13 protein-coding genes are annotated in these 13,020 nt (G+C 61.0%); 8 read left to right on the forward strand and 5 right to left on the reverse strand.

The window, feature by feature from the left end; translation table 11 throughout:
* The first annotated feature begins 106 nt into the window (after window positions 1–106).
* Both MPN20_RS04710 and MPN20_RS04715 read left to right on the forward strand, forming a co-directional pair.
* A complete protein-coding gene (locus MPN20_RS04710; protein WP_242780022.1) occupies window positions 107–709 on the forward strand; it encodes a hypothetical protein in 603 nt (200 codons plus the stop codon).
* 101 nt (window positions 710–810) lie between these two features.
* Window positions 811–2,343, forward strand: a complete 1,533-nt coding sequence (locus MPN20_RS04715) for a PepSY-associated TM helix domain-containing protein (protein WP_242780024.1) — start codon at window positions 811–813, stop codon at window positions 2,341–2,343.
* Window positions 2,344–2,410: 67 nt separating this feature from the next.
* On the opposite strand, the gene MPN20_RS04720 is transcribed toward MPN20_RS04715, so the two are convergent.
* From MPN20_RS04720 to MPN20_RS17270, 5 genes are all read right to left on the reverse strand, one after another.
* Window positions 2,411–3,928, reverse strand: a complete 1,518-nt coding sequence (locus MPN20_RS04720) for a tripartite tricarboxylate transporter permease (protein ID WP_242780026.1) — start codon at window positions 3,926–3,928, stop codon at window positions 2,411–2,413.
* A gap of 9 nt (window positions 3,929–3,937) precedes the next feature.
* Window positions 3,938–4,552 carry a tripartite tricarboxylate transporter TctB family protein gene (locus MPN20_RS04725; protein ID WP_242780028.1) on the reverse strand — a complete coding sequence of 205 codons (615 nt, stop codon included), beginning with the start codon at window positions 4,550–4,552 and terminating at the stop codon, window positions 3,938–3,940.
* Window positions 4,549–5,616, reverse strand: a complete 1,068-nt coding sequence (locus tag MPN20_RS04730) for a 4-hydroxythreonine-4-phosphate dehydrogenase PdxA (protein ID WP_242780030.1) — start codon at window positions 5,614–5,616, stop codon at window positions 4,549–4,551. Before MPN20_RS04730 ends, MPN20_RS04725 begins: the two co-directional genes overlap by 4 nt.
* Window positions 5,616–6,584: a tripartite tricarboxylate transporter substrate binding protein gene (locus tag MPN20_RS04735; protein ID WP_242780032.1), complete on the reverse strand. Its 969-nt coding sequence runs from the start codon at window positions 6,582–6,584 to the stop codon at window positions 5,616–5,618. Before MPN20_RS04735 ends, MPN20_RS04730 begins: the two co-directional genes overlap by 1 nt.
* Before the next feature lie 82 nt (window positions 6,585–6,666).
* Window positions 6,667–7,395: a GntR family transcriptional regulator gene (locus MPN20_RS17270; RefSeq protein ID WP_347566797.1), complete on the reverse strand. Its 729-nt coding sequence runs from the start codon at window positions 7,393–7,395 to the stop codon at window positions 6,667–6,669.
* Between the two features lie 130 nt (window positions 7,396–7,525).
* Here MPN20_RS17270 and MPN20_RS04750 point away from each other — a divergent pair, with 130 nt between their 5' ends.
* The 6 genes from MPN20_RS04750 to MPN20_RS04775 all read left to right on the forward strand — a co-directional run bounded on the left by MPN20_RS04750 (window position 7,526) and on the right by MPN20_RS04775 (window position 12,477).
* Window positions 7,526–8,731, forward strand: a complete 1,206-nt coding sequence (locus MPN20_RS04750; protein ID WP_242780034.1) for a CoA transferase — start codon at window positions 7,526–7,528, stop codon at window positions 8,729–8,731.
* 25 nt (window positions 8,732–8,756) lie between these two features.
* Complete coding sequence (locus tag MPN20_RS04755; protein WP_242780036.1) at window positions 8,757–9,551, forward strand: enoyl-CoA hydratase; 795 nt, start codon at window positions 8,757–8,759, stop codon at window positions 9,549–9,551.
* An 818-nt stretch (window positions 9,552–10,369) separates the two neighbouring features.
* Entirely contained in the window at window positions 10,370–11,152 is a 783-nt protein-coding gene (locus tag MPN20_RS04760) for a hypothetical protein (protein WP_242780038.1), read from the forward strand.
* 33 nt (window positions 11,153–11,185) lie between these two features.
* Entirely contained in the window at window positions 11,186–11,578 is a 393-nt protein-coding gene (locus MPN20_RS04765) for a hypothetical protein (protein ID WP_242780040.1), read from the forward strand.
* A complete protein-coding gene (locus MPN20_RS04770; protein ID WP_242780042.1) occupies window positions 11,571–12,035 on the forward strand; it encodes a hypothetical protein in 465 nt (154 codons plus the stop codon). The genes MPN20_RS04765 and MPN20_RS04770 overlap by 8 nt, the downstream gene beginning before the upstream one ends.
* Window positions 12,007–12,477, forward strand: coding sequence for a hypothetical protein (locus MPN20_RS04775; protein WP_242780044.1), 471 nt, complete (start codon window positions 12,007–12,009; stop codon window positions 12,475–12,477). Before MPN20_RS04770 ends, MPN20_RS04775 begins: the two co-directional genes overlap by 29 nt.
* Window positions 12,478–13,020: the final 543 nt, after the last annotated feature.

Genomic DNA, 13,020 nt, shown 5'->3' on the forward strand with positions numbered 1-13,020 from the left:
GCAGGACAGCCGTGGGCAGCGTGACCAGGACGCACCACCTGACCTGGATGCACCGCGCTCTCAGCGTGCTCTGCACGGGGCCGCCGCCGCAGGGTTCGCGACCTTTGTGGCGCTGACCTCGCACGTGATCGGCGGCGGTGCCCTCCCCACGGCAATGGGCCTCATGGTGCCCTTGGCTCTCTCTACCCTGATCTGCGTTCTCCTCTCAGGCCGGCGATTGTCCTTGCCACGACTGTCCCTGTCTGTGCTGGCCAGCCAGTCACTGTTCCACCTCCTCTTCTCCGTCTTCGCCCCGATGGGTGGAAGCCACGGCCCGGCGAACGCGGTCGAACGGCGCGGCATGCACCATTCGGGTTCCGCCGGTAAGACCGGATCGATGACCGGCATGACCGGGCCGATGTCCGGTTCCATGGCGGAGCCGGGGGCCGTCGCGAGCATGCATGCCCACACTTCACCGGCAATGCTCCTCGCCCACCTCATCGCCGCTGTCCTCACCATCGCCATGGTGTACTGGGCGCAGACACTGCCGACGAAGATCGGCAGCTTCGTCCGCCTGGTCATCGACGCGCTTCTGCCGACCATGGTGGTGCCCACACCGCTTCCGAGCCGACCCAAAACCCACCTCGGCGTCGTTGATATCCTCCCGCGCCACCTCGGCGTTCTGCGTTCCCCGGTTCTCAGCCGAGGACCCCCTGTGGAAGCTTTCTGACCTCACCAACTCTTCTCTCAGCGCCTGCGGACTCCCGTAGACGCGTGCTCGCCTGACCGCTTTCTCGGACTCGGCCGGCACACTTCACAGAAAGCTTCATCATGACCACATCTCTGTCATCCCTGCCCGAAATCGGGCCGGACCACCCGCGACCGAAGGGCGGGGGCTGGTTCGCCCAACTCCTGCGCCGCCTCCACTTCTATGCCGGCATCTTCGTCGGCCCATTCATCCTCATCGCCGCCCTCAGCGGCGCCCTGTACGCGATCAGCCCGCAGATCGAGAAGCTCGTCTACGCCGATGAACTCACCGCCTCGGCGAGCGGCCTCGCCCTGCCCTTGGCCGATCAGGTCACGGCCGCGACGACCTACACCGGGGGAGGCGAGACCATCAGTGCGGTGCGGCCGGCACCGGAACCCGGGACCACCACCCGGGTGATGTTCGACGACCCGAATCTGGGCGAGAGCGAATCCCGGGCGATCTTCATCGACCCCACCACCGCCGAGGTGAAGGGGGACCTGACCGTGTACGGCACCTCGGGATCGCTTCCGGTGAAGACCTGGATCGATCAGCTGCACCGTGGCCTCCACCTCGGCGACTTTGGTCGGTTCTACAGTGAACTCGCCGCATCCTGGCTCGGCATCATCGCAGGCGCCGGGCTGTGTCTCTGGGTGCTGCGGGCCAGGCGAGCGCGGAAGGCGTCAGCACTGCTGCGGCCGACGACGAAGCACAAGGGGCTGCGTCGGACCTTCTCCTGGCATGCCTCGGTCGGAGTCTGGGCCGCGATCGGGATGCTGTTTCTGTCGGCGACCGGTATCACCTGGTCCCAGCTGGGCGGAGACAATGTCACGAAGCTGCGCGCGGCGCTGGACTGGTCGACGCCAGCAGTCTCCACGGAGCTCGGTGGAGATTCCGCTGAGCATGGGGGAGACGGCGGGCACGCCGGTCACGCTGAGAATGAGAGTCACGAGGGGCACAGTGGGCACGAAGGCCACTCGGGGAAGGGCGGTGGCAATCCGTCGGGGCCTGGTGAGGCATTGGATGCCTCCGGCATCGACCCGGCGGACTTCGACATGATGCTGTCCATGGCGCGAGACGTCAACGTGAACACCGGACTCGTCGAGATCCTGCCGCCTGCAGATGCTGATTCGGCGTGGGTGGTCCAGGAGATTCAACGCAGTTTCCCGACCGAAGTCGACGCTGTCGCGTTCGATCCCGACACCATGGAACTCACCGACCGCGTCGACTTCTCTGACTACGGTCTCGTATCGAAACTCGCACGCTGGGGCATCGACCTGCACATGGGAACGATGTTCGGCCTGGCCAACCAGATCGTGCTCTTCGTTCTGGCGATCGGGATCGCGTCCATGGTGGTGTGGGGCTATGTGATGTGGTGGCAGCGTCGGCCCAAGCACGATCCGGCCAGGAGGTTCGGACCCGTTCCGGTTCGAGGTGCGCTGGCAACGGCTCCCAGGTGGGCACTGGTTGCGGTGGCGCTCGCAGCCATGGGAATCGGGATCTTTCTGCCGATGGTTGGGGTCAGCCTGCTCGGGTTCCTTGCTGTCGACGGGGTGCTAGGCATGCGAACGCGAAGGCGGTCTCGGGGCCGAGCTGACACAGAAGCACAGTCGCTCTGAGCGGAGAGAACAGGGCCGGCCGGTGGAACCGACGGTTCCACCGACCGGCCATCAAAGAACGAAGCGACTACTGCGTGACGTCCTCCTTCACCTTTGCGCCGGCCTTCCGTGTTCTGAGGTTACGGACCACCGCACTCACCAACGGGTAGGCGAGAGCGATCAGGGCAGCGCTCGTGAGAATGAGCGAGAACGGACGCTGGAACATGATGAAGAGGTTTCCATCGCCCAGCGCTGAGGTCTGGACCAGGTACTTCTCCAGCAGAGGGCCGAGCACAAGGCCGAGAACGAATGGCGCTGCCGGGAAGTCGAAGCGCTTCATGAAGTAGCCGAGCAGTCCAGCGAAGAACACGATCCACAGAGTGAACGTGTTGTTGCCCAGAGCGAAGGCTCCGACGAAGCTCATCATGAGAACGATGGGGTAGAGGAAGACGTACGGAATTCTGAGAATCTGCGCGAAGACCGGAGCCATCGGCAGGTTGAGCACCAACAGGATGAGGTTACCGAAGAAGAAGCTCACAAGCAGACCCCACACGAGTTCAGGTTCCTGCTGGAAAAGCAGGGGGCCCGGCTGGAGTCCGAAGATGACGAATGCACCCAGAAGCACTGCTGTTGTTCCGCTGCCGGGAATGCCGAGTGCAAGTGTGGGGATGAAGCTTGCATTGGCGGCAGCATTGTTCGCAGCCTCCGGAGAAGCCACAGCCTCAGGAGCACCCTTTCCGATGAGATGCTTGAACTTGCTCACCTGCTTCTCCACACCGTAGGCAAGGAACGTCGCCAAGGTGGCTCCCGCTCCGGGCAGGACGCCGACAGCGAAGCCCAAAGCGGTTCCACGTGCAGCCGCCGGAGCGGAACGGGTCAGTTCTTCCTTCGTCACCAGCAGATCCTTGAAGCGTGCACGGATGGGTTTCTCACCACCTCGGCGGATCTGGTGGAGAACCTCACCGACGGCGAAGATGCCGATCATCACGGCGACGAAGTCGAGTCCGGAGAGCAGATTGACGCTGCCGAAGGTGAAGCGTGCGGTAGAGAATCCGGACGCGACCCCGACCATGGACACGAGCAGTCCGGCAGCGGCCATTGTGATGCCGCGCAGGATGTTCTCACCGGCAAAGGACACGATCGTGGCCATGCCTAACAAGATGATCGCGAGATTCTCTGCGGGCCCGAAGTTGAGCGCGAATTTCGCGATCGGTTGGGCCAGGGCGATGAGTCCGATGAGCGAAATGATGGCCGCAAAGAATGAGGCCAGAGCAGAGATCGCCAAAGCGGCTCCCGCTCGCCCCTTGCGCGCCATCTGATAGCCGTCCAGGGTGAGCACGACGCTCGACGAATCTCCGGGTGTGGAGATGAGGATCGAGCTGATCGAGGACCCGTACTGGGATCCGTAATAGATTCCAGCCAGCATGATGAGAGCTGTCACCGGCTCGAACGCCAACGTCACCGGTAAGAGAATTGCCACACCCGTGGTCGAACCGAGGCCAGGCAACAGGCCGATGACAGTTCCGAGGAGGACACCGACGAAGCACCACAGGAGGTTTTCGGGGCTGACTGCGGTTTCCAGCCCGAGCATGAGATTGTCGATCATGGAAGTTCCTCAGATCAGTCCGAGCAGGCCGGTCGGCATGGGAACCGACAAGACGAGCCCGAAGACGATGTAGACGAAGACAGCTGCGCCGATGGTGGTGGCGGCGGAAGTCCACCACTTCTGCTTCTCGACGACGAGGAGCAGGAAGAGGATCGCAGCGGCCAGAGAGATGATGAGTCCGAGGACGGGAATGAGCGCCAGGGCGACTCCGAAGGTGAGGAATATGTAGAAGGGGGCGCGGTTGCGCTGCTTCTCCGTCCGTCCGAAGGTGTCGAGATCCCCGCTCGAATCGTCATCGGGATGAGATTCTGCGACAGCGTCGATCGACTCTGCAGCCGTTGCCTCGATGTCCTCAACCACCGACATGATGCGACCACCGGAGGTGCCGACACGTGCGAAGAAGAGGCGGAAGATCTCAGCCGCCGAGGCGAGGAAGATGAAAGCGCCGGTGAGACAGGGAAGCATTCCCGGTCCGACCTGTCCGCCCTCAACCGTGAGGCCATAGTGGAACCCCATGATGGCGGCGAAGCCACCGACGACTCCGAGGATCGAAGTCCCGACGACATCAGCGAGGTCTGGCTTGTTCCGAGGTGGAATCTTCTCCGTGTCGGTTGCCGTGCTCATCGTGGACTCACCTGCAATCCAGCCGCCGCGACCGCTCCAGTCGCCGCACCCGTGTCCGCCGTGCCCGCGTCTGCGCCGCCCGTACCTGCCGTGGCCCGACGGCTCTCAGCCATCCGCACCGCCAGGTCGAAGGCATGGGTGCTAGGTCCGAGATCGGCGGTGCCCGTACCGACGATATTGTGAGCGGTGCCGTGTGCAGGGGTGGCGATGGGAATCGGAATCCCACCGTGAACGGTGACTCCCTGATCGAATCCGAGCAGCTTCATCGCGATCTGACCCTGATCGTGATACATCGTCACCACCCCGTCGTAGTCCCCGCCGACCGCGCGGGCGAAGAGAGTGTCGCACGGGAACGGCCCCTCGACATCGATTCCACGCGAGCGGGCCAATTCGATGGCCGGGGCGATGTCGTCGATCTCCTCTCGGCCGAACTTCCCTCCCTCACCTGCGTGAGGATTGAGTGCGCAGACGGCCAGTCGTGGGTTCGAGGTGCGAGTCTCAGCCACCGCGCGGTTGAGCAGCTCGATGGTCTCCAGCACCTTGCCGGCACTGATGCCGTCGGCGATCTCCGAGACCGGAACATGCGAGGTGACACGTGCCGTGACCAGCGACTCGATGAAGTTGAGCTCCGAGGTGAAGCCGTCGAAGCCAAGCCTCGTGGCGAACCAGCGCAGCTCGTCCTCTTCGGTCATTCCGGCGTGACCCATAGCTCCCTTGTTCAGCGGCAGGAAGAGCACACCGTCTGCTCCGCCACCAGCGCACAGGTCGAGAGCGGTGGACAGATCGGCCAGGGCGCGCTCGCCCGCGGCGATGCTGACTTCACCGACGGGAATGGCAGGCCCGCGGTAGTCTGTGCCCAGATATTCGATGTCATCGCGATCAGGAATCGTCACCGCCGCCGTCGTGGCGAAGGAGTCCAACTCCGCAGCGGTCGCGGTGACGAGCAAACGTGCCCGAGCGCGATTAGCGGGATCGGCGAGAAGTCGAGCCATGAGCTCGGGTCCGACACCGGAGAGATCTCCGGGCACGAGGACGATTCGGGGCTGTGCTGAGTTCAGTGTCATTATCCGATTGCCTCTCGCAGCTCTTTGTCGTTCTCCGAGAGGTATGTGGCGAAATCGTCGCCATAGGCAGCGTTGGGCTGCATCATGTTGTCTTCGATGTAGGTCGTATATGCGTCCGACTTCTCGAATTCCTTCGCCTTCTTGATCCAGTACTCCTTCGCCTCCTCAGAGATGTCTCCCGGGGCGATGACGCCGCGGAACTGGGCGAACGCAACGTCGATGCCCTGTTCCTTTGCCGTCGGAATGTCCTTGAGCTCTGGATATTCGTAGCGTTTGTCAGCCGCCGCACACAGGGGTTTGAGGTCTCCCGACTCCAACTGTCCGGAGACCTCGCCCGGATTCACCGAGATCGCCTCGACCTGGCCGCCGAGTGCCGCGGTGACCGCTTCGGCCCCGGACTCGAATGGCACCCGGTCGAATTTCGCCTTGGTGGCCTTCTCCATCAGGGTGAACGTGATGTTGTCGAGACCAGTGGCACCGGAGATGGCGACGATAGTACGCTCCTTCTTGCCTTTGTCCGTGAGATCGGAACAGGTATTCAGAGGAGAGTCCGCCTTGGTGACGATGAGAGTGTAGTCATCTCCCAGCTTCATGATCGGAGTGAAGCTCTCGTGCGTGAACTTCACATCCTGTGTTGCCGGCAGAGCGAGCATCGCTGTCTCCGTGGCGAGGAGGTAGTTCGGATCGCCGCTGCGCCCGAGGAAGTCCGAATAGCCGACGGCGCCTGAACCACCATCGATGTTCTGAACCGTGATGGTCTTGTCGGTGGCATCCTCAAGCCCCGCGGCTGTGGCACGGCCGGCGATATCACTTCCGCCTCCGGCGGCGAAGGGCACGATCATCGTGACATTGCCCTTCGGCTCGAATTCTCCGCCGGCGGTATCTCCTGAGGCTTGGCCGCAGGCGCTGAGTCCCAGTGCGAGAGCGCCGGTCACGGCCGCGGTGGTGAGCAGTTTCTTCGAGTGCATTTCTATCTCCTTTGACAGAATCTTCTGTGGTGCCCGATAGCTTGGTGCTGATGTTGTATTCGGCTGAGGTCAGTGTTGGAGCTCAATTGGTCGCAGATAGCGAAGCGCGTACCTCCTCGAGCCAACGATCGGACTCCGGGGTGGCTCCATCGAGCTGGTCGACGGTGTCGACGAGGAACGACAGGTTTCCGTGGTCGTCGAATTCGCGTTCGATCTCTTCAGGATCGCGACGGAGGATGACGTCGAGCATGCGTGCATGCCTGGCGACGTTGCCGTCGAGATCCTCGATCTCTCGGCGGGCCTGGTTGTTCAGGGCCATGCACATCTGCAGCTGCATCGCCATCGCCCGGTACGTCGATTCGATCCTCGCGTGGCCGGCCAGGCCGACGATCGCATAGTGGAATTCGAACCCGGCCGCGACCATGTCACCTTCGGTACCGGATTCTGCGATCACTTCCATCGTGCGCAGCGTCTCGCAGCAGCGTTCGACCCTGTCCGGAGCGAGCTCGGGCAGCATCAGGCTCATGGCCATTCGTTCGAGTTCGCGACGCAGGGTGGCGATCTCGAAGACATCGTGCTGGGAGATCGACATGATCCTCACGCCCTTGCGCGGCACGTGCTCGACAAGGCCGGTGTGAGCGAGTTCTTTGAGCGCCTCACGCAGCGGCGGGCGTGAGATACCCAGCTCTTCGCACAGACGCTCCTCAACGAGTCGCTCGCCCGGCATGTAGTTTCCTGCCAGGATCGTCCCTTCGAGTGCTTGCCTGGCTAATGTCGCCAAACTGGGTTGAGATGCGATGAGAGTAACCACTTCCGGATAGATCCTCTTTTGTATACAGTAGTGTGAAGACTGTAACGCGGATCACACCAGCAAATCAATAGTTTGTCCAAGGTTGGGCAAGCGATTCCTACAGGATCGACGAATATCAGAGGAGGATCTCATGGATGAAACCGAATCCGGCTCGACCGGTGGTGGCGCAGGCCCCCTCTCCGGGGTGACCGTTCTTGAGCTCGGAGTGTTCATGGCCGGACCGTTCGCCACGATGCAGCTGGCCGACCTCGGCGCGCGGGTGATCAAAATCGAAAATCCCATCGGCGGTGACCAGACGCGGAGCACAGGGCCCTTCATCAACGGCGAGAGTGCCCCCTACATGCTCATCAACCGAAACAAGGAATCAATCACCCTCGATCTCAAGAGCGAGGTCGGGCAGGAAGCCTTCATGCGACTGGCTGAGACGGCCGATGTCGTTGTGGAGAACATGCGCCCTGGAGTCATGCAGCGCCTCGGTGTCGCCTATGAGAACGTCCGCGAGCGCAACCCCAGGATCATCTATGCTTCGGCCTCGGGCTGGGGCCAGGACGGCCCGTTGTCGAAACTGGCCGGGCTCGACATCATGGCCCAGGCCCGGAGCGGACTGATGAGCATCACCGGCGCGCCCGATTCGCCGCCGGCCAAGGTGGGTGTACCCATCTGCGACCTCACCTCGGCGATGTATGTGGCGCTTGCGCTCACCTCGGCGCTCTATGAACGGAACCGGTCAGGGGAGGGCCAGTACATCGATGTCTCGCTCTTCGAGAGCGGAGTCTCCTACGCAGTATGGGAGGCGGCGGGGTACTTCGTCGATGGAAAGGTGGGCCGGCCGAACGGTTCCGCACACCAGAACCAAGCCCCCTACCAGGCGGTCCACTCATCCGATGGGTACGTGACCATCGGTGCGAACACTCCTCGCAACTGGGTGAGGTTCTGCCAAGGACTCGGCCTGGAAGAACTGCTCGACGATGAACGGTTCCAGGAGTCCTATGACAGGCTCACTCACAGAGAGGCACTCATCGCTCTCATCGAAGTGAAGACGACGGCGATGACGACCGACGAAATCGTCGAAGTCCTCAACGAGGCGGGGGTGCCCTGCGCACCGATCAGCGACTATTCGCAGGTATTCACGGATGAGCACCTGGCCAGCCGCGACTTCTTCTGGGACTCCGAGCACCCGGTTGCCGGCACCGTTCGACAGATCGGTTCCCCGATGCGATTGTCACGGACACCGGCCAGACGAGGACCTGCCGGCCCCTCTCTCGGTGCCGACAACTCGCTTCTCGACGAGCTCGGGTTCTCAGAAGACGAACTGGTTGAACTGAAGTCACAATGAGATGCGAACAGGGAAAGGCGCGACAATGACCGAAGCAGCAGACGCAGAGGCGAAGACAGACAACCTGATCGTCGAGCGCGAGGACGGCGTCCTCACCGTCACCTTCAACCGGCCCAAGGCGCGCAACGCGATGACCTGGGACATGTACATGGGCCTCGCCGAGGCGTGTGAAACGACCGATGGAGATGACTCCATCCGCGTCATGGTCTTGCGCGGAGCGGGCGGGAAGGCCTTCGTCGCCGGAACGGACATCGCTCAGTTCACCGAGTTCGACGGCCCCGCAGGCGTTGCCTACGAAAAGCGCATCTCCGAGGTGCTCGCTCGTCTGCGAGCCGTGAACGTCCCGGTCATCGCGGCGATCGAGGGCTACTGTGTCGGTGGCGGACTCGGCATCGCCGCCTGTGCCGACGTGCGCATCGCCTCACCGCGGGCACGCTTCGGGGTGCCGATCGCACGGACCCTCGGCAATTGCCTCTCCGGGGACACTCTGGGCCTGCTCATCGAGCTGCTCGGCCGTGCCCGCGTAGTCGACATGCTGCTGCGTGCTCGCTTCATCGAAGCCGATGAGGCACTGAGCGCCGGGTTCGTGGGACTCGTCACCGAGGACATCGCCGAGGCGACCGCAGAGTGGGCAGTCACGCTCAAGGGGCACGCACCGCTGACGATCTGGTCGGTCAAGGAAGTCGTGCGCAGGCTCTCGGATGCTGGCGGTTCAGTCGACGATGAGGACATCGTCGAGCGAATCTACGGTTCGCAGGACTTCCACAATGCCGTGCATGCGTTCATCGACAAGACCCCCTACGAATGGCGCGGGTGCTGAGTCGGTCGCTTCCGACGCAGGCTTGATTAAATGAACGTTGACCTGGGAAAACATCGAGAGCATCATGATCAGTCTCAACCTCCCGGAGCTCCTCAACACCATCCTCAGGGCACTCGGCCGCGCCTGATCTGATCACGGATCTATGCGACCGCGCAGGTCGCAACGAAGGCTTCTTCTCGTTCGAGAAGAAGCCTTCGTCGTCCATTCAGGTCATGGAGTGGGACTCGACGAAGCCAAGCGCCACGGGAGCAAACCCCACTCTCTTGGGCGCGCAATAGAGCGTCTGCCATGGCCGCAATAGCGCCCAGCCACCTTAGCCACAGAAGTTCCCAAATCGACCAGTGCTCGTCATGTCTCCCCGTCCTCATGGTCGACTGGAGCTGCTGCACGAGATTTTCCTCTGAGCGTGTCCTGGAAATACTTGTCGCACCGCTCGGGCGTCTCATACTGCCGGCCGGGGTTCCGACTAGCTACGCTCACTCGGACATAGCCAAACTGCTGTCCGAATTGCGTGTCAGCTTAGTTCTCGGATCCGGTAGGCATATGTGTCCAGTCGTCGAAACTGCGACCCGCTGTACAGCATTTCTTCGTCGGCGGATTCAGGTGACAAACCGGCATACCCGCTAGACAAAAATTAACTGTCGATTTCATACTTTCATGGGATGTGCCCGGCCGGTCGGCGTGCATATGCTCACAGTGAACAGCTACCAGCCAGCTAAAGCGTGCAAGCCCGCTCGGTGTTGAGTGGCCGGCCTTGAGTTGAAGTCGTGCCGGTATCTGCTCGCCCCTCATATAGACAAATCGGAAGGAACGAACAGATGAAACGTCCATTGATGGTCGTCGCTTTGATCGCCACCACATCTTTAGCGATACCGATAGCTGGATCAGCCGCGGCCGCCGAGACAGGCGGACAAAGCCAGGAAACTCAGATTCAGCAGGTACGAAAGCTTGCTAAGACAGGGGAGCTGGAAACTCAGGTGGAGGATCTCGCTACATACATTTCCGGTGAGCCCGGGAACCAAGTTCTCGATATTGGTCGAGCACGCGCTTCTGGAGCGAGCGAGATCGTCGTCGAGGTGACCGAAGAAACAGTGTCTGCGAACAACTACCTCGTCGACGAAATCATGTCGGGCGAGAAACTCGAAGATGTTGACTTAGGATCGTTCCCGCTCGTCGAGGAGATGATGGAGACCACTCCCAGTCAGGGGAAAACGGCTAGAAACGGAGAGATTCCGCTTGCGAAGGCAGGTGTCAGTGCTTGTGGGGACAAGAAGCATCCCGTGCCCTCGAAATCGCCGAAGCGGCACAAGAAAACATCATCGAAACCCCACACATCGCTAAAGAAGGCCGGGTTCCATAAGACGGCCGGGTATGCCTGTGGTGCGAGAGGATACACATGCGCAAATGACTACACTCAAGGACGGGGGATCAAGACTAAGTACGGATACTGCAAGAGTCCCACGTTCCGAAACCAGGGTTACGTGACGGGCAAGAAATCCTACTGGATTCAGTATGGTGAACCGAACCCTGAGATTCACAAATACCCGTGGCCATACAAGACTTGGGGCCTGTATGTGAAGTGGTGGCATGACAAGCACTGAAGTTATTTCGGGCGATAGGCGAGGGAGAGTTTTGTGAATCGCAGTACACGTCGTCGTCCGATCCTTCGTATCGTTCTCGCGGCGGGAGCGGCGTGCGCTGCTCTCGCCGCGATAGCAGTCGCGGCGATTGTTTTCCTTCCCTCATTCTTCGTCCAGGATGCCGTCTACGACAACGTTCCGTCGAAAGCATCCTGTGCGGACGTTCCGACAACAGAGACCGTAGAGCAAGTCATCCGCGACTTCCCCGAAATCGGTGATGCAGACCCGATTCTGATCGACCGATGCGATGGTGCGATCATCGAGATACAGGTTGCGGACCACAGCACACGGGAAGATGTCGAAGACTATCTGAAAACGAATGGAAAGTATGAGAAGTCAACCGGTTGGTGGTGGCGTTCGGTTCCCATCGCGATCCGCAATGTATGAGTTCCTGGCAGTCCGCCGCCTTGTGGCCGTGTGCTTACTTGCAGGTGCGGGGGCGGCGACGTATCTCGTCGGGTCTGGCCGATTCGACTATGCAGCGCATTTCCTCGCGGGGGCAGGTGGCACACTGATCCTCATCGGTGCGACAAGTTTCCTCTGGCACCTATTGAGAAGTCGGTGGCCGTCAATATTTGCCTCCGCTGCACCGGCCATCGCGTCCGCCACCCTCATCTCTATCGGTTTCGGCCTGGTTGCCGAGTTTACGGTCTTCGCAGCACCGGTCGCTGACATCGTCGACATCGTGCACCAGTCGCTCGGGGCGGTCGTTGTCGGGATGGCCTGCATTCTCTTACCCGGCAGTCGCGGATCGTGGATCGCTACCTTGGTCAGCGACGGAACCATTGGCGCGCTGGGTCTGGTGATGATCATGATTGGAGCAGCTCTTGTCGGAATCATCTGAGAGCGAAGACAAGGTGCGGCGCATGCGTATGGTGAGCCTGACAGTGCTGGGGCTGGTCGGCGTTATCCTCATCGTCGTCGGGGTGGCCGTATCGTGGCAGCGCACGCTGATTCCCCGTGCCCTTGACGGCACGGCCGGGAACATCGAGACCTTTGAGGTTGATCAGCCCGGAGTCGATGACTGGGTGAGCCTGAGTATCGATGATCGTGAGATCACTACGGGAAACGACGCGTTGATGTGCCTGAGAGAAGGTTCGACTGTCACCAAATCATCGTTTTCACACCATATGTACGTGGATGGGGAGTCGTGTGATCTGCCGTTCCCGCGGCAAGCTGTGACAGATACGGTCGTGCCGCTGCTGCTTACCGGGATACTCGCTTCGCTTGTCTTATCGAAACGCAGTCGCCGTAACGCCGGCCTTCTCTTGGGCGGCGATTCCTGAGGTCAAGCTGGTGCGGGGATAGACACATTTGTCAACGATTCGTCCGAACCGTTTGGCGGATTTGTTGAGACCGTATACCCGTTTGACAGTGTCATTTTCAGAAGCTGCCTGCACGGAATATCAGAACTCGAGTGCACGCGAATCACGATCGGAGAGCAACCTTCTGGTCTGCCCGGGCTATGGCGCGATAGACGGTGGACCTGCCTACGGAGAACAGCTCTGGCAGGTCCCGCTTGCTGTATTCACTGGGTGTGTGGAGTTTGTTGAGGTGGGCTTCTTTTTGACTGTGAGCTTCGGAGTCTTCAGCACACCGACCCATTCCGGTAGGGAGTTCGGCATGGGAGAACGTCTTCTCCCGAGGTCACCTCAACATTCTCGCGATTAGTTCGTCCGATGGCAGCGCCAGGCTGTTCGTTCGACGACTGTAAATCCCAGCTTGGCTAGATTTCGGGCTCTTCATAAATAGGGCTGTAGGAGCCTACTCATTCCGCCAGCGTGGAGCAGTGATCGGATGAGGTAGTTGCTCCGGTTACGGAATCCCAA

This window comes from Brevibacterium sp. ZH18, assembly GCF_022748595.1.
Lineage (GTDB): Bacteria > Actinomycetota > Actinomycetes > Actinomycetales > Brevibacteriaceae > Brevibacterium.